23 protein-coding genes are annotated in these 15,024 nt (G+C 64.6%); 12 read left to right on the top strand and 11 right to left on the bottom strand.

Annotated elements, in window-relative coordinates; genetic code table 11:
• Positions 1-71: 71 nt before the first annotated feature.
• Together HMPREF2914_RS26380 and HMPREF2914_RS26385 are read left to right on the top strand one after the other, a co-directional pair.
• Complete coding sequence (locus HMPREF2914_RS26380; RefSeq protein ID WP_003108892.1) at positions 72-851, top strand: PhzF family phenazine biosynthesis protein; 780 nt, start codon at positions 72-74, stop codon at positions 849-851.
• A 21-nt stretch (positions 852-872) separates the two neighbouring features.
• On the top strand, positions 873-1,283 hold the full coding sequence (locus tag HMPREF2914_RS26385; RefSeq protein WP_003138822.1) for a nucleotide triphosphate diphosphatase NUDT15: 411 nt from the start codon (positions 873-875) through the stop codon (positions 1,281-1,283).
• 149 nt (positions 1,284-1,432) lie between these two features.
• Here HMPREF2914_RS26385 and HMPREF2914_RS26390 read toward each other — a convergent pair whose 3' ends face one another.
• Together HMPREF2914_RS26390 and HMPREF2914_RS26395 are read right to left on the bottom strand one after the other, a co-directional pair.
• Positions 1,433-1,915 (bottom strand): DUF6632 domain-containing protein, encoded by a 483-nt coding sequence (locus HMPREF2914_RS26390; RefSeq protein WP_012613943.1) that lies wholly within the window; start codon positions 1,913-1,915, stop codon positions 1,433-1,435.
• A gap of 5 nt (positions 1,916-1,920) precedes the next feature.
• Positions 1,921-2,889: an enoyl-CoA hydratase/isomerase family protein gene (locus tag HMPREF2914_RS26395; RefSeq protein WP_015502739.1), complete on the bottom strand. Its 969-nt coding sequence runs from the start codon at positions 2,887-2,889 to the stop codon at positions 1,921-1,923.
• Between the two features lie 87 nt (positions 2,890-2,976).
• Between HMPREF2914_RS26395 and HMPREF2914_RS26400 the strand changes: the two genes are divergently transcribed.
• Positions 2,977-3,558: a TetR/AcrR family transcriptional regulator gene (locus HMPREF2914_RS26400; RefSeq protein ID WP_017002104.1), complete on the top strand. Its 582-nt coding sequence runs from the start codon at positions 2,977-2,979 to the stop codon at positions 3,556-3,558.
• 341 nt (positions 3,559-3,899) lie between these two features.
• Positions 3,900-4,799, top strand: a complete 900-nt coding sequence (locus HMPREF2914_RS26405; protein WP_073668266.1) for a Dyp-type peroxidase — start codon at positions 3,900-3,902, stop codon at positions 4,797-4,799.
• Positions 4,800-4,846: 47 nt separating this feature from the next.
• Here the strand turns inward: HMPREF2914_RS26405 and HMPREF2914_RS26410 are convergent, their stop codons facing one another.
• A complete protein-coding gene (locus HMPREF2914_RS26410) occupies positions 4,847-5,542 on the bottom strand; it encodes an alpha/beta hydrolase (RefSeq protein ID WP_003090823.1) in 696 nt (231 codons plus the stop codon).
• Positions 5,543-5,890: 348 nt separating this feature from the next.
• Here HMPREF2914_RS26410 and HMPREF2914_RS26415 point away from each other — a divergent pair, with 348 nt between their 5' ends.
• A complete protein-coding gene (locus tag HMPREF2914_RS26415) occupies positions 5,891-6,082 on the top strand; it encodes a hypothetical protein (RefSeq protein WP_003099127.1) in 192 nt (63 codons plus the stop codon).
• A 14-nt stretch (positions 6,083-6,096) separates the two neighbouring features.
• Here HMPREF2914_RS26415 and HMPREF2914_RS26420 read toward each other — a convergent pair whose 3' ends face one another.
• Positions 6,097-6,285 (bottom strand): hypothetical protein, encoded by a 189-nt coding sequence (locus HMPREF2914_RS26420; protein WP_009313943.1) that lies wholly within the window; start codon positions 6,283-6,285, stop codon positions 6,097-6,099.
• A gap of 269 nt (positions 6,286-6,554) precedes the next feature.
• Here HMPREF2914_RS26420 and HMPREF2914_RS26425 point away from each other — a divergent pair, with 269 nt between their 5' ends.
• Positions 6,555-6,764, top strand: a complete 210-nt coding sequence (locus HMPREF2914_RS26425) for a hypothetical protein (RefSeq protein ID WP_003090820.1) — start codon at positions 6,555-6,557, stop codon at positions 6,762-6,764.
• Positions 6,765-6,875: 111 nt separating this feature from the next.
• Positions 6,876-7,220, top strand: coding sequence for a cupin domain-containing protein (locus tag HMPREF2914_RS26430; RefSeq protein WP_023091630.1), 345 nt, complete (start codon positions 6,876-6,878; stop codon positions 7,218-7,220).
• A gap of 42 nt (positions 7,221-7,262) precedes the next feature.
• Here the strand turns inward: HMPREF2914_RS26430 and HMPREF2914_RS26435 are convergent, their stop codons facing one another.
• Positions 7,263-7,634, bottom strand: a complete 372-nt coding sequence (locus HMPREF2914_RS26435) for a hypothetical protein (RefSeq protein WP_003160518.1) — start codon at positions 7,632-7,634, stop codon at positions 7,263-7,265.
• A gap of 156 nt (positions 7,635-7,790) precedes the next feature.
• The gene (locus tag HMPREF2914_RS26440; RefSeq protein ID WP_003090815.1) at positions 7,791-9,071 is read right to left on the bottom strand and encodes an OprD family porin; all 1,281 of its coding nucleotides are present in this window, start codon (positions 9,069-9,071) and stop codon (positions 7,791-7,793) included.
• A gap of 364 nt (positions 9,072-9,435) precedes the next feature.
• Between HMPREF2914_RS26440 and HMPREF2914_RS26445 the strand changes: the two genes are divergently transcribed.
• Positions 9,436-9,750 carry a hypothetical protein gene (locus tag HMPREF2914_RS26445; RefSeq protein WP_003090814.1) on the top strand — a complete coding sequence of 105 codons (315 nt, stop codon included), beginning with the start codon at positions 9,436-9,438 and terminating at the stop codon, positions 9,748-9,750.
• Between the two features lie 210 nt (positions 9,751-9,960).
• On the opposite strand, the gene HMPREF2914_RS26450 is transcribed toward HMPREF2914_RS26445, so the two are convergent.
• On the bottom strand, positions 9,961-10,848 hold the full coding sequence (locus HMPREF2914_RS26450; protein WP_023091631.1) for a LysR family transcriptional regulator: 888 nt from the start codon (positions 10,846-10,848) through the stop codon (positions 9,961-9,963).
• Between the two features lie 102 nt (positions 10,849-10,950).
• On the opposite strand from HMPREF2914_RS26450, the gene HMPREF2914_RS26455 reads away from it, so the two are divergent.
• A complete protein-coding gene (locus tag HMPREF2914_RS26455) occupies positions 10,951-11,394 on the top strand; it encodes a PACE efflux transporter (protein WP_019726448.1) in 444 nt (147 codons plus the stop codon).
• Between the two features lie 186 nt (positions 11,395-11,580).
• On the top strand, positions 11,581-11,967 hold the full coding sequence (locus tag HMPREF2914_RS26460; protein WP_003160516.1) for a hypothetical protein: 387 nt from the start codon (positions 11,581-11,583) through the stop codon (positions 11,965-11,967).
• Between the two features lie 52 nt (positions 11,968-12,019).
• On the opposite strand, the gene eco is transcribed toward HMPREF2914_RS26460, so the two are convergent.
• Together eco and HMPREF2914_RS26470 are read right to left on the bottom strand one after the other, a co-directional pair.
• Positions 12,020-12,490, bottom strand: a complete 471-nt coding sequence (eco, locus tag HMPREF2914_RS26465; RefSeq protein WP_003090808.1) for a serine protease inhibitor ecotin — start codon at positions 12,488-12,490, stop codon at positions 12,020-12,022.
• Between the two features lie 348 nt (positions 12,491-12,838).
• On the bottom strand, positions 12,839-13,069 hold the full coding sequence (locus HMPREF2914_RS26470; RefSeq protein ID WP_003090806.1) for a DUF2789 domain-containing protein: 231 nt from the start codon (positions 13,067-13,069) through the stop codon (positions 12,839-12,841).
• A 178-nt stretch (positions 13,070-13,247) separates the two neighbouring features.
• Here HMPREF2914_RS26470 and HMPREF2914_RS26475 point away from each other — a divergent pair, with 178 nt between their 5' ends.
• Positions 13,248-13,445: a hypothetical protein gene (locus tag HMPREF2914_RS26475; protein ID WP_003090804.1), complete on the top strand. Its 198-nt coding sequence runs from the start codon at positions 13,248-13,250 to the stop codon at positions 13,443-13,445.
• A gap of 65 nt (positions 13,446-13,510) precedes the next feature.
• On the opposite strand, the gene HMPREF2914_RS26480 is transcribed toward HMPREF2914_RS26475, so the two are convergent.
• Together HMPREF2914_RS26480 and HMPREF2914_RS26485 are read right to left on the bottom strand one after the other, a co-directional pair.
• Positions 13,511-13,840, bottom strand: a complete 330-nt coding sequence (locus HMPREF2914_RS26480) for an ElaB/YgaM/YqjD family protein (RefSeq protein ID WP_003090802.1) — start codon at positions 13,838-13,840, stop codon at positions 13,511-13,513.
• A 110-nt stretch (positions 13,841-13,950) separates the two neighbouring features.
• A complete protein-coding gene (locus tag HMPREF2914_RS26485) occupies positions 13,951-14,325 on the bottom strand; it encodes a DUF5064 family protein (protein ID WP_003090800.1) in 375 nt (124 codons plus the stop codon).
• Positions 14,326-14,460: 135 nt separating this feature from the next.
• Between HMPREF2914_RS26485 and HMPREF2914_RS26490 the strand changes: the two genes are divergently transcribed.
• Positions 14,461-14,904: a YqaA family protein gene (locus tag HMPREF2914_RS26490; protein ID WP_003099113.1), complete on the top strand. Its 444-nt coding sequence runs from the start codon at positions 14,461-14,463 to the stop codon at positions 14,902-14,904.
• Positions 14,905-15,024: the final 120 nt, after the last annotated feature.

Here is a 15,024-nt window from a genome sequence, read left to right on the forward strand (position 1 = left end):
GGGGCGCGGCATTGTCCTGGTCTCGGTCCGGCTGCTAAGGTGCGCAGCCCATCGACACAGGAGTCCGGAACATGGAACTGACGATCTTCCAGGTCGACGCATTCGCCGACAGTCCCTTCCAGGGCAATCCGGCGGCGGTCTGCCCCCTCGATGCCTGGCTGGACGACGAGCGCCTGCAGGCCATCGCGGAAGAGAACAATCTTTCGGAAACCGCCTTTGTCGTCGGCCGCGACGGCGACTATCGATTGCGCTGGTTCACGCCGCAGGTCGAGGTGGACCTGTGCGGCCACGCGACCCTGGCGACGGCCTGGGTGCTGATCCACAAGCTCGACGACGCTTCCCCGGTACTGCGTTTCGCCACTCGCAGCGGCGAGCTGAGCGTGCGGCGCGAGGGCGACTCGCTGGCGATGGACTTCCCGGCCAAGCGTCCGGAACCTTGCGCGACACCGGACGGACTGCTGGAGGCGCTGGGCATTGTCGAGGCGGAAGTGCTGAAGACCGACGATTACCTCGTGGTGGTCGACGACGAAAAGACGATCGCTGCCCTGGCGCCTGACTTCGCCCGGCTGAAGGGCTTGCCGTGCCGCGGGGTGGCGGTGACCGCGCGCAGCCAGCGCTTCGATTTCGTCTCGCGCTGGTTCGGGCCCAACGTCGGCGTCAACGAAGACCCGGTGACCGGTTCCGCGCATACCTCCCTGGCGCCGTACTGGGCGCAGCGCCTGGGCAAGACCCGGCTGAGCGCCGAGCAGGGCGGGGCGCGCAAGGGGCGCCTGGAATGCGACGTGCGCGGCGAGCGGGTGGTCATCTCCGGCAAGGCGGCGTTGTACATGAGCGGTACGCTCCATCTCTGATCCCGAAGCAGGAGTGCGACGATGCCGGCACCGCAGGTAGGCGTGGGCGTCCTGATCTTGCGGGACGGCAAGGTGTTGCTGGGGCGCCGCAAGGGCAGCCACGGCGCTGGCTGCTGGTCGGCGCCCGGCGGCCATCTCGAGTTCGGCGAGGCGGTGGAGGACTGCGCCCTGCGCGAAGCCCTGGAAGAGACCGGCCTGGCGCTGAGCGAACTGCGCCACGGCCCGTTCAGCAATGACGTCTTCGAGGGGCGCCACTACCTCACCGCGTTCATCCTGGCCGGTTGCGCGGAGGATGCCGAGGCGCGCCTCATGGAGCCGGGCAAGTGCGACGGCTGGGCCTGGTTCGATTGGGCCGATCTGCCGGAGCCGCTGTTCGCGCCCCTGGCGAGCCTGCGCCGGCGGGGCTATTCGCCCTTCGATCCGGTGCGCTGAGCGACAGGCAAAAAAAATCCCGACCGCGGGGGAGCTGGTCGGGAAATACCCTTGGGGTTCGCACACACCGTGAGCATAGGCCAGTCCGCAACGGCATCAAGAGGAGCCTGTTCGAACTGCTAGGCCCCTTTGAGGCCGTTGCACCGTCGTCATCTCCGCTCGACGGCGAGCGAAGGGGCTGCCCGCTTGCGTTGCGGTATCCAGAACAGCATCAGCGGCAGCAGCGAGGCCCAGCCCAGCAGGACATCGCCGGCCAGGTGGATGTGTTCGCCAGGCATCAACAGTCCCTGCAGGAACATCAGGCCGAAGTGCGCGGCATTGGCCGCCACGGTGAAGTCGATGAACAGCCGGTGGCGGAAGGGCTGGCTGGCGGCGCGCCAGAGGAATGCGCCCCAGACCAGGTAGATCGTCGAGATCATCAGCTCATAGTGCTGTCCGCCGCCTTGCTGGTCGCCCCAGCGAACCAGGCGGAGCAGCAGGCGCCCGGCGTCGGAGTCGAGCAGCGACTGGTCGAGCCGCAGGAGCAGCGTGGCCAGGGCCAGGCCGAAGAACAGCAGGAAGCCGCCGGCCATCAGGCGAATGCTCAGGGTCAGCCAGGGCGTGGCGGAAACCGGGGAAGAGGAGGCAGTCATGCAGATCACCTGTAGGCCATGTCGATGGCGTTGCCTTCGGTCAGGTCGTCGAAATCCGCACGGCGGAAAGGACGCTCTTCCCGGGTGATGGTGCGCACCCGTTCGATGTATTCGCGCATGGCGCGGCGGGTATTGCCCTGGGAGGCGGCGGAGAGGAAGCCGGCCTTTTCGCTGGCCATGCCCTCCGTCCAGTCGCGGGAAGCCGCCTGGTAGATCGAACGCTTGATCAGGTGCACCGCCTGCGGCGAGCGCCGGGACAGGCGTTGCGCCAGCGCGTCGGCGGCTTCCAGTAGCTCCTCCGCTGGCGCCAGCCCGTTGACCAGGCCCAGCGCAAGGGCCTGGCGCGGCTCCAGCAGTTGCCCTTCCAGGCACAGCTCCAGGGCCCTGGCTACGCCCAGGCTGCGCGCCAGCATCTGGGTGCCGCCGCCTCCCGGTATCAGGCCGATGAGTACTTCCGGTTGGCCGAGGAAGCGTTCCACCTGGTCGTCCTCGGCCATCAGGCGCAGGTCGCAGGCCAGCGCCAGCTCGCAGCCGCCGCCCAGGGCCAGGCCGTTGATCGCGGCGATGAACACCTTGTCCATGCGGCGCATGTGCGCGGTGACCTCATGGAACAGGTTCATGTCGGCGACGCCGGCCAGCAGGGTGCGCCGCAGCAGCTTCCTCGCTCCAGGCAGGTGGCGCAGGAGGCTTTCGCTTTCCAGCAGCAGGCGTGTCAGCCAGGCCGGCATGGAGAAGGTGATGGGGGCGACGGCGCGCTCGATCTCGTCGACGTCGAAGTGGGTCAGGAAGACCCCATCCGCCGCTCCGGAAAGGATGACGGCACCGATGTCCTGGCGCTGCTCCAGGTCGTCCAGCAGGTCGGCCAGTTCCTGCATCACCGCCGTGGTGAGGAAGTTCGCCGGGGGATTGTCGAGCAGGACCTGCAGGACGCGTCCTCGTTGTTCTATGCGCAGGTGTCGCGGTGCTAGAGTCATTGCGGCTTCCTCATTGGATAACGATTGTTATATAACGATCATTATCCAATGTCGCGCCATCGTCTCCCCAACCAACGGATAGTCTGCATGCGCTACAAACCGGAACAGAAACAGGCCACCCGCGCCCTGCTGTTGAGCAAGGCCGCTCCGCTGGTGAAGCGCCAGGGCTTCGCCAGCACCGGCCTGGACACCTTGATGAAGGCGGCTGGTCTTACCACCGGGGCGTTCTACTCGCAATTCTCCAGCAAGGCGGAGTTGCTCGAAGCGATCCTGCAGCGCGAGCTGAGCGCCCAGCACGATGCCTTTCCGCTGGACAGCCTGGAGCAACTGGCCGGCGCCACCCGTCTCTACCTCAGTCGCGGTCATGCGCAGCATGCCGACATGGGCTGCCCGATCCCGGCGCTGGCCGCCGAGGTGGGCCGGGCAGGGCCCGAGGTGCGGGAAACCTTCGAACGCGCCCTGGAACAGCGGCAACGGCGGCTGGCCGAACTGATGGGCGACGAGAACCGGGCCTGGGTGCTCACCTGCCTGTCGGTCGGCGCGGTGCTTCTCGCGCGTGCCCAGGCGAGCGAGGTGGCGCGTGACAAGGTCCTGGATGCGGCGCTGGAGCATGCGCTGGTCCTGCTTTCGGCGAGCGGAGCGGTTTCGCCGCAAGCGGACCGGGACTGATTGCACAACTGCAATGTTCGGCGTCTAGCGTCAGGCTTTCCCTCCGACAGGTAAGCCCATGAACGCCCATCATCTCGAACTCGCCAAGGCCCTGCTGGTGTTCGCCCTTGCCGTCGCCGGCCTGGTGGTCGGTCTCATGCCGATGGAGTTCTGAGCGACGCAGGTCCGGCTTCGCGCTTTTCCCTCGTCTTCGAGTGGTCTCTGGCGTTGCACCGGTTTAGGATGCGCGGGTATTTCGGAGCCGCTTCGCTTGGCGTCGCCCGCCGCTGCGCTCCGAGACCGAGCATTGCTCGAACCAGAACGAGATCGAAGGTGCATCGCCACGAGCGGCGCACGGCCTGATGATAGATGGAGGCAACATGAGCGCGGCTCAGCCAGGCATTCTCACCCCGATTCCGGTGGTGGGTCGCTACCTGTTTTTCAGTATTTCCCAACCCGAGCAGGTGGCCGCGACCTTGGCCAGCCTGGCCGCGGCCACCGATGGTTACCAGCTGGTGGTGGGTATCGGCCATTCGCTGATGCTCAGCCTCGGCAAGACCGTCGAGGGCATGAAGGACTATCCGGTGCTCGCCGCGCCCGGCATCGACCTGCCGTCCACGCCCTCCGCGCTGTGGTGCTGGCTGCGCGGCGAGGATCGCGGCGAGGTGACGCTGCGCTCGCACGCGCTGGAACGGTCGCTGGCGCCGGCCTTCCAGCGGACCGGCGCGGTGGATGCGTTCCTCTACGGCGAGGACCGCGACCTGTCCGGCTACAAGGACGGCACCGAGAATCCCAAGGGCGATGCGGCGCTCGAAGCCGCGCTGGTCTCCGGGCGCGGTGCGGGCCTGGATGGCGGCAGTTTCGTTGCTATCCAGCAGTGGCTGCATGACTTCGACCGGATGCAGGCGATCCCCGGCGAGGAGATGGACAACATCATCGGCCGCCGCAAGTCCGACGATGAAGAACTGGAAGACGCGCCGGCCTACGCCCACGTCAAGCGCACCGAGCAGGAAAGCTTCGAGCCCGCCGCGTTCCTCCTGCGGCGCGGCGCGCCCTGGTCCGACGAGCACCGCGCGGGGCTGTTGTTCGCCGCCTTCGGCCGCTCGTTCGAGGCCTTCGAGGTCCAGTGGCTACGGATGATCGGCGTGGAAGACGGGGTGCTCGATGGCCTGTTCCGTTTCACCCGGCCGATCAGCGGCAGCTACTTCTGGTGTCCGCCCATGGCCGACGGCCGCCTCGACCTGTCCGCCCTCGGCCTCTGAGCCCGCCGTGGCAGCAGGCCAGGCCTGCTGCCGCGTCCTGCGCGGCGCTAGTGGGCGGTGGCCACGGCGGCCTCGTCGATCAGCGCCGCTACTTCCTTCGCTCGCGAGGCCAGTGACGCGTGGCTGGCATCGAGGGTGACGATCTTCCTCGGTGCGATCCGCGCGGCCATCCGCTCCTGGTTCTCCGGCGCAATCATGCGATCGGCGCTGGAAATCTGGTACCAGGAGGGCTTGCTCTTCCAGGCCGGGCTGCCGATGGCATCGCCAAAAGTGCTGGCCAGCGGAGCCTTCTGGGTGATGCCCATGACCAGCCCTTCGTCCGCAGCGAGATCCTGGCAGAAGCTTTCGTGGAACCTGTCCGCCTTCACCCAGAGATAGCCATCGCTGTCCGGCGCCAGGTTCGCTGCGGCCAGGGGCAAGTGCTCCTGGGTGATGCCACCGGGACTTTCGCCGCTGTCGGGGGCGAAGGCGGCGATATAGACCAGCCCGACCACATTCGGCTGGTTGCCGGCCTCGGTGATCACCGCGCCGCCATAGGAGTGTCCGACCAGCAGGACCGGCCCCTGTTGCTGCGCGATCATCTTGCGCGTCCGCTCGGCATCGTCCGCCAGCGAGGTCAACGGTAGTTCGACGGCATGCAGGTTGTCGTGGCCGAGGCGTTTCAGTTCGAGAATGACCTTGCTCCAGTGGGCGGCGCCGCCCCAGAAGCCGTGGACCAGGATGATCGCAGGCAGGTTGCTCATCGTGTTGCTCCCTTGTGGGTGAGGGTTGCTGGCATGAGGCATCGTCCGGCGAGCATACGGGGTCGCGATGGGCGGGCGATAGCGGGAGGCGAGGACGTTCGTCGAAAAGAACAACTCCTTGTTCCGGTAGGCGACGTGATATCGGCACGGCGGTATGTTGCAAGTCCGGACCCGACCGATCGGGTTGTCGCGACGGGCATGGAGGGGTGATCGGTCGGTCGGGTTCGCGTCTTTTCGGGGCACCCGAATCTGAAAAAATCTTGCTTCTCGCCATACCGGGGGAGCGGGGCGGGTAGATTTTCTTCCGAATCCTTCACTTTCTACCCGGTCATGGAAAAAGCTCTGAAATTGGCGTCATGCCTCTACGGCCTGCTGATCCTGCTCAGCCTGGCGATGGTCGCCTTCCTCAGCCAGTTTCCGTTTCTCCTCAGCTCGGGAGCGGAAAACCTCTCGATGTCGATTCTGCCGCTGCTGATCCCGCTGATGGTCGGGCTGGTCGTCTGCGAGGCGGTGCGGGCGGTGGTGCCGAAGAAGCGCTAGGCGCGGCGCCGGGATCAGCGGCCGAGAATGCGCTGGCGGCGCATCCGGTACTGCTCGTAGGGAAGGCCCTGGCGGTTCAGCTCTTCCAGCTGGCGTTCGCTGGCGCTGCGGGAAAACGATTCCTCGACTATCGAGTCCGGCGTGACAGGCTGTGCGCAGGCGCTGACCAGCAGCACACCCAGGACCAGGGCAATGCGTGGCATGCGATCTCCATGGACTACGGCAGGAGGGAAAAAAAGGCCATTACCAAGCGGGGGGAGGGTTGGTAATGGCCTGTACAAGGGACATTTGCCAGGCCTTGGGGATCTGGCGAAAAAGACGATATCAAGGGGGAATTTGATTAGCCAGCTAACAAAGTGGAATGAAGTTTTGCGGCAGGCGTAACAATTCTGTCCGAATCGTCATTCTTGCGTCACCGCCGGGACAGAGCGGTTTCGGCAGACTGCGGGGGAGTCGCCGAAGGAGATTCGTCGTGGACGATACGCTCAGGTTCGCCTCGCGCTTGTGCAAGTTCATCGTCGCCGCCAGCTTCCTGCTCGTGGCGGTCGCCAGCCTTTGCCTGTGGTGGACGGGCCAGGCCTACGAATACGCGGCGCTGGCGTTCTTTCCGTTCGCCGTACCCATGCTGCTGCTGATCATGGTCTGCGACCTGCTGGCAGCGCTGAATGGCAGGCGTCGCTGAGCGCCCGGGCTGCCTAGCGCTTTCAGCTAGGCCGATGTCGAACCCAGACAACCGGCGCCCCGCGCGTGGCCCTATGGTGAGGCATTCATCCACTGCCTTCCTGGAGCGACCATGTCAGATTTCATCACCGTACTGCGCGATACCTGTCCCGTACCCGTGCTGGACGCCACCAAGTGGAAGCGGATCGACGGCGATCCGCATACCGTCAACCTCAACGCATACGCCTCGGCGGACGGCAGCAAGCTGATGGGCACCTGGATCTGCACGCCGGGCAAGTGGGAGGTGAACTACGAACGCTGGGAGTTCTGCCACTTCCTCGACGGCTACTGCATCATCACCCCGAAAGGCGAGCAACCGGTGCACCTGAGGGCGGGCGACGTGTTCGTCATCGAGCCGGGCCTGCGTGGTACCTGGGAGGTAGTGGAGACGGTGCGCAAGTACTTCGTCTTCGCCTGACGGTATTGCCGCACGTCCGGGATGCCTGCCGGACGTCGCGCCTCAGTCCTGGTGGACGATGCGGCGGATGGTGCCGCCGCAGGACTGGTAGCAACTGCGGTACTCGTCCTGGCAGTCGTCGCCGAAATCGAAGTTGCGCTGCGGGTAGGGGCAGGACTTGCGCTTCTTCTTGTCGCTGTTCTGCATGCAGTAGTTGTAGGCCGTGCTCTGCGCCTGGTAGAGCGCCTCGTCCTGGCGCTGCTGCAGCTTGGCGAGGGTCTTGCACTGGCGCTTCTCGGCATTGCACTGGCTCACGCAGTGCAGGCCGGCATCGCTGGTCGGCGGAATGTAGGAGTAGCTGACGCTAGGGCCGCATCCGCCGAGCAGCAGGGCAAGACCGAGGAGGGGGAGCAGAAGGTGTTTCCGGAACGGCATTGTCGATATCGATAAGCAATGGCAAGCGAGAGCGAATGCTATCACTGGCTTTCCGAAGCTGTACGGCTCTACCCGATAAGGTTGAACTGGCGCACGAAACGCAAAAAAGAAAACCCCGGGACTGGCCCGGGGTTCTCGTCGCGCTCGTGGGTTCGATCAGAACACGCTGAACGGGTACTCGACGAAGGCACGGATTTCGTTGCCGCCACTGAAGTAGCTATCGCGGGCATCAGCAGAAACGCGGGCAAACGAGCTACGCAGGCGCAGGGTGAGGTCCTTGGCCGGACCGCTCTGCACCACGTACTGGACCTGGTTGAAGATCTCGCGCTCCTTGCCGTTGCTGGTCTCGGCGGTCTTGATGTTGTCGCCGCGCACGTAGGCTACGCGGTAGGTCAGGCCGGGCACGCCGTACTTGGCGAAGTCCAGGGCGTAGCTAACCTGCCAGGAACGCTCGTCCTCGGCGTTGAAGTCCGACCAGTAGGAGTTGGCCAGCCAGATGGTGGTGCCGCCGTCGCCGATGCCGCCGGCGTTCTGGTACCAGCCGTAGTTGTAGCCGGTGTCGCCGGTGTTGCGCTGGTGGGCGATCATGAAGGTGTGGGCGTCGATGGTGTAGGACGCCGCCAGGCTCCAGATCTTGTTGTCGCGGTTACCGTTGAAGTTCTGGTCGGCGAAGTCGCTGTCCAGCTTGGTGCGATAGCCGTTGAAGTCGAAGTTCAGCGACTGGTCGGCCTGCAGCGGGATGGTGTAGTTCAGGTTGATGTACTGCTTCTTCAGTACGTCCTCGACGTCGGAAGCGTACAGCGAGGCGTTGAAGTGATCGGTGAAGGCGTACTTGCCGCCGAACACGTTGATGCTCTTCAGGCCGCCGCTGTCGCGCCCTTCGGCGCTCTTGCGGGATTCCGCGGTGAAGCGACCGGCGTTCAGCTCCAGGCCCTCGATCTCCTTGGAGGTGATCAGGGTGCCGCTGTAGCTTTCCGGGAGCAGGCGCGAGTTGTCGTAGCTGAGCACCGGCAGGCTGGGCATCTGGTCGCCGTACTTGAGCACGGTGTTGGAGATGCGGAACTTCACCGCCGCGCCGCCCTTGGACAGATCGTCCGCCGCGGAGCCGCTGTCGCCCTGCTTGAAGAAGTCGATACCGGCGGCGCCGCTACGACCCTTCCCGCCGTCCAAGCGAACAGCGTACATACCGAACACGTCCACACCTATCCCGATGGTTCCTTGGGTGAAGCCGGAAGTGAAGGTCGCGGTTGCAGCCTGGCCCCACTCTGCTTGGTCCTCTGTACCGTACTTCTTGTCGCGTTTGATATATGCATTGCGGAAGAACAGATCGAGGTGGCTGTCCTCTACAAACCCCTTTGCTGCTTCTTGGTCATTGGCCATCGCCTGGCTTGCAGTCGCGATGCCCAGTGCCAGCAGGCAAATCCTTTTCTTCAACATCTTATTGTTCCTGGTTGTTGGCTTGATGTGCGCTGAAATTGAAGGAAGCGCAAGGTTCGAAGTGCACGGGAGTCATTTGTCCCATTTACCGTGCGTGGCGGTTCTGGTTTCTTGTTTCTCCCGTTGGCGGCGCAACAATACCAGAACATTGTTCGATCCAAGAAAGCTTCGAGTCATTTGCTAATAACCAAAGTGCAAGGAAAGCCCCTTCCATAGGCTCTGAATCGGGCGTTGCCGGATCGCTTCGTCATGCGCCTGCAATATCAACCTTATCGATAAGTACCATGCCGCGAAGTCGCTGCAGTTCTCGCTTTGGGCGGTGATACCGTCGAATCGTGAACGGATCGACAAAGAGGGACGTGACATGAAGATTCTTATCGCTGTATTCGCCGCCCTGGCCCTGTCCGCCTGTGCCTCGCCTCCCGCTTCGAACGCCCCGGCGCTGGCCGCCAGCACCAGCAAGGCTCCCTACGATTACGCGATGTGCGTCTTGCCCAAGTGGCAACGCCAGGCGCCGGGCGTGGCGCTGGTGGAGGAAGGCCGCGGCTATCGCCTGGCGGACGCCGGTCAGTGGCTGGAGGTGCAGCCGGCGAGGGGTGGCAGCCTGGTGCGAATCCATGACCAGCAGCCCTGGGTCACCCGCGGGGCCTTCATCGATGCGGCCAGGACCTGTTCCTGAGCCGCGAGGAAGAGGGAAGAGCTCCGGCCCCCCTAGCATGAAGTGTCCGGAGCTCTACGGCCGCAAACGGAGGATGGCCGCAGAACGATCATCTGCCTATGGCCGGCGCTGCGCTTGATCGAGATCAAGTACTGGAGGCCGGGGAGCCGGCGTGTGCGGCGATTCGCGTGACGGGTCTCGTTTTTTCTGTGAAGTGCATTGCATAACGCTTCAATCGGGACGGGTGGCCAGCATGCCAACCAGTTCCTGGGCGGCCTTGCGCAATGGCTGGTTTTTCAGCCAGATAGCGTGGACAGGCAGTTTCAGCTCGTTCTTGGTATTCCTGAAGTCCAGGCGTACCAGCCTTCCCGTTGCCAGCAGCGGCGCGACCCGGGACAACGGGAAATTGCCCCAGCCGATCCCCGCCTCGACCATTTCCAGCGCCGTGCCCAGGCTGTCGGTGCGCCAGCAGGCGCCGGCAATCAGCGGACGGGTGTCGGCCAACGGCAGGTCGCAACTGGCGACCAGGATCTGCCGCACGTTCACCAGCTCTTCCAGGTACAGCGCATGCCCCGGCTTCTGCAGGGCGGGATGGCGCGGCGAGATGGTCGCGACCAGCGATTCCGCGCCGACATACTGGAAGCGCTCCTGCGGGTTCACGCTGATGCCGGCGAATCCGAAGCACAGGCTGATGCGGCCGCCATGGAGCAGGGCGAGGGCATCGTCCTGCGCCGCGCTGAGCACCTCGACATCGAGCAGCGGGTAGCGCTCGGAAAGGGTGCGGAGGGCACCGAACAATCGCCCGCTGTCGATGTCCGCAACCACGCCGAGCGACAGGCGGCTTTCCAATCCCTGGGAGAGTTCCAGCGCATGCACCTGCAACTGGGCGAGCTGCTCGGCGATCATCCGCGCTTGCGGTGCCAGGGCCCTGGCCAGCGCCGTAGGACGGGCTTCGCGGTGGGTTCGCTCGAAAAGGGCGAAACCCAGCTCCGCCTCCAGGTTGGCGATGCCCATGCTCACCGCCGAAGGCACTCGACCCAAGGCACGGGCGGCGCCGGAAAAGGAGCCGCGGTCGAGGACGGCGAGGAACAGCTCGATGGTATCGCTGGAAAAGTTCATGGCAATTCTCCTATCAGCAGATCTGAAAGCTGCTGACTTTTTCTGTCAAGAAAATTGATCCAACCTTGCCCGCCTTTCCGCTATCACGCCCGAGAGGTCCACGTGCAAGGCATCAAGCGCAAACTGGTCTACGTGACCGCCTACGAATTGATCGGGATGAGTATCTCGACCCTGGGCCTGGCCCTGCTCGCCGGTTCCACGCCCACTACCACCGGCCCCCTGGCGGTGGTGATCACCACCGTCGCGGTGACCTGGAACTTCATCTACAACTGCCTGTTCGAGTTCTGGGAGCGGCGCCAGGCCGTGCGCGGACGCAGCGTTGCGCGGCGGGTGGCGCACGCCATCGGCTTCCAGCTGACCCTGGTGGTCTACCTGATCCCGCTGATCGCCTGGTGGATGGGGATTTCCCTGCTGGAGGCGTTCTGGCTGGACCTGGCGCTGATCGTCCTGATCCCGTGCTACACCTTCCTCTTCAACTGGGCCTTCGATCGCCTGTTCGGCCTCCCGACTTCCGCGTTGCCGGCCGGCGAGGCGGCCTCCGTCTGAGGATTTTTTTTCTTCAGCGCCATTCGCGCTCGCCTTGGCCGGGGCAAATCGCCTACCTTAGACGGACGTGCGCTGTGGTGCCGGTTCAGGGAGGAAGTACGACCGCAAGCCATGAAGGTCTGCCCCGGCGAGGATGGGGTGCGGCATTTCGATGAACGGATTGGGGTCACTATGCGGATTTTGGGGATGCTACTGGGGGCCGTCTTGCTGGCGGGTTGTTCGACATCGACGCCCTCGCTCGACGAGACGGACCAGGTACCGAAGGAGCGTTTGTACAACTACCAGTTCCGTGACGACGGCGACGCCTTCCTGGTGGTTTCCCGGGACCGCGAGTTCCTCGGCAGCGTCTGCAATACCCGCTTGATCATCGATAGCCGCCTGGCCGCCGAGATCCAGGCCGGCGAGAGCGCGCGTTTCCGTCTTCCGGCGGGGCTGCGGGTGGTATCCGTGCAGGGCGATGGGATCTGCCGCGGCGAGGCGCCCAAGCAGGTGGTGCATGTGCAGAACGGGCAGACCACGCATTACCGGATCACCGTGGACTCCGGCCTGAACATCGGCCTGGTGCCGGGCTGACGCCGGCGCAACGAAAAAAGCCGCCCGTGGGCGGCTTTTTCATGCGCGGCGTTTATTCGCTGACCGCTTTCTCGACCTTTTCGGACGCCGACCAGATCCGATAGCGGACCTCCACGTCCTTCGGCGCATAGACCACGATCGGCAGCTTGCTGTTGTAGCGCAGCAGGAAGCCTTCGCCGACCACCGGGATGAAGCGCTGCTCCTTCTTCTGGCCGGGGCAGGCCATCATCGTGCTCATCGGCCCGCTGACCTTGTCCAGGCGGTAGTAGGAGTAGCCCCAGCCTTCCAGGGTGTGTTCTTCCAGCTCGCCGCCCAGGCGCTGCTGGTTGCAGTCGGCCTCGAGGGTCTTGCCGGCGATGATCTCGACCTTGAATGCGTCTTCCGCGTCCTGTTTCGGCAGGTGGATGACCTGGCGGGTGAAGCCGGCATCTGCCTTCGGGTAGGGAACCTTTTCATCCAGTTTGGCGGCCATGGCGGTGCTGGAAAGAGCGGCAACGCCGGCGGCGATCAGTAGTGCTTTCATGTCCTTGAGGTTCTCCTTACGTGGTAACGCGAGCAGGGTAAGACACCGAGGCACGGGTGAAAAGTTCAGTGGGGGACGTAACGGAATGTTCCATGTCCTGGGCCAGCCGGTCGGGGCACGGCCGAATCGCGGGCAAAAAAAAGACCATCTGCGGGGGGAGGGCGATGGTCTTCAAAGGAGCGTCGGGGACTTGGGGTTCTCCCGACGCCGCTACGATCTCACGCCGCTCCGCTGGGGAAAAATGCTTTGGGCTGATAGTGGCTATCGATGCCGGTGACTTGAAATTCCCCGCCAACTCATAGCAAGTTCCGCACGATAGAGCCGTCAGCGCATCAGTTTGCGTTTTTTTCAGCGGGTCAGTTGCAAGGCCAGTTCATCGACCTGTTCGGCCCAGTCGGAGTCCTCGGCCAGGGCCTCGCGCAGGAAGCTGGCCTGGGCAGGGTTCCAGAATGGCGCATCGGGCAGCGCCGTGCCCTCCTCGAGGTGGTGCCGGGCGAGAAAGGCGACGATGTCGTCCCGCCCAGCGGGGAGCCCCAACTGGCGGAACAGGTTGGAAAAGGTGTGCGGGCTGGTGTCCATGACGGTTCCTCCTGGATTCGCTGTTTTTCCACTATAGCCGGCGGGACGGCAGGGCCGCCGTGGGAGCCGGGGGTGGGTAATTTTGTCGCAGATGAAAAAGACTGTTGTGCGCGGCGTGCTTCATGGCGAAGGGGCGGGCGCTTATTATTAGCAAGCTAATGATAACCGGAGTCAGCCTATGTCCAGAATCGAAGTCGCCGTGCTGGTGGGGACGTCCGTTCCCGAATCGCTGCGCAGCAAGGGATTGCTGGCCTGTTGGATCCTGATGGTGGACGGCGCCATGTGGGCCGGCCCCTTCACCAGCCGTGACGAGGCGGAAGCCTTGAAGGGAACCTGGGAACTGAGTTGGCCGCTGGAGGCGGCGATCTCCGCCTGAGCCAAGGCCCTTGCCTTGCCGAAAAGCCCGCCGAGCGCGGGCTTTCTGTTGCCTGCGGAAACGCCCTAGCGGCGGCCCACCAGCAGGCCGAGGAGGAAGCCGGCGCCGGCCGATACGGCGATGGTCTGCCAGGGATGGTCCTCGACGTATTCCTCGGTCGCTTCGGCGGCCGCCTGGCTGCGTTGCACCACGCCGCGGCGGGTGCGCTCGATGGCGTCGCGACCACGATGCAGCACGGAATTGATCTGTTCACGCAGGTTCGCGCCCTCCTTGCCGGCCAGGCTGCCGGTGCCGCTCATCAACTGGTCCACCTCGGCGATCAGGTCCTGCAGTTCGGCCATGGCCTGGTCCTGGATAGCCTGCTTGGCGCGAGCGGAGCGGGTTTTCAGAGTCATGTCGGTCTCCTTGACGAGGATGGTTACCTAGGTATGGAGTCGCCCGCTTCGCTGAAAGTTGCACGGCATGGCCTGCGTCGGGGGCTTCCGTAGCATGCGGGAGAGCCGTTTCAGGATGCCCCGGCCTCGCCGCGCAGGTAGCGGTCGAGGTCGATCGCTTCGCCGCTCTTGAGTTTCAGGCGTCGGCGCAGGTCGTCGAACATAGCGTCGTACTCGCGGCGCTGGCGCACGATCGGTCCCTGCCGCAAGCGCAGGCCGTGGCGCCGGGCCAGGCGACTGGCACGGCTGGCGAAATGCACGGCGGCGTCGCGCGGCAGTTCGAAGCTTTCGCTGAAAGGCTGGCCGTCGATCCGGCCCTCCATGTCGAAGTGTACGGCCACCGGGCGGGCCTCGGCCTCCAGGACCCGGTAGCGCAGGTGGATATCGAATGCCTGGCGGTCGACTTCGCTGGCCGAGGCGAGATGCAGATGGCCGGGAATGAACATGGCCTGCCTCCTTTTCGGATAACCGGGGAAATGCCCTTGCCTGCCAGGGTATGCTTCGCCGGCCTCGGGACGGCTGTCCCAGGTCAGTTTTTTCCGGATTGGAGTGGGGATGCGAATGGCGCTGGGAGCGTTCGGGTGTTGACTGACTGGGCCGCGTACGCCGGGCTGTTCCTCTCGGCGTTCGGTTCGGCGACCCTGCTGCCGTTGCAGTCGGAAACCGTGCTGGCCGCCTTGCTGCTGCGCGGCGGCCAGTCGGTCGCGTGGCTGCTGGCGCTGGCCATCGTCGGCAATGTGCTGGGTTCCTGGGTCAACTGGTGGCTGGGTCGCTACCTCGAGCATTTCCGCGGTCGCCGCTGGTTTCCCGTGGGCGAGGTGCAGTTGCTCAGGGCGCAGCGACACTATCGCCGCTACGGCCGCTGGACCCTGCTGCTCAGTTGGGTGCCGGTCATCGGCGATCCGCTGACGCTGGTGGCCGGCATCATGCGTGAGCCCTGCTGGAGTTTCCTGCTGATCGTCGGCCTGGCCAAGACGCTCCGCTACCTGGCCCTGGCTGCGCTGGTGCTGGGCTGGGCCGGCTGAGCGCTTCGTCGGCGAGCGTAGAACTATTTTTCGCGGGGCAATGTCCATTGCTGCGAGGTGTAACTGCCGCCTCATCGCCCCCGGGGCCTTTAGTTGCCGCTGTGGTCCCGGGGGCTTCTC

Origin of the sequence: Pseudomonas sp. HMSC067G02 (assembly GCF_001813485.1) — a bacterium.
GTDB classification, from domain to species: Bacteria; Pseudomonadota; Gammaproteobacteria; order Pseudomonadales; family Pseudomonadaceae; genus Pseudomonas; species Pseudomonas aeruginosa.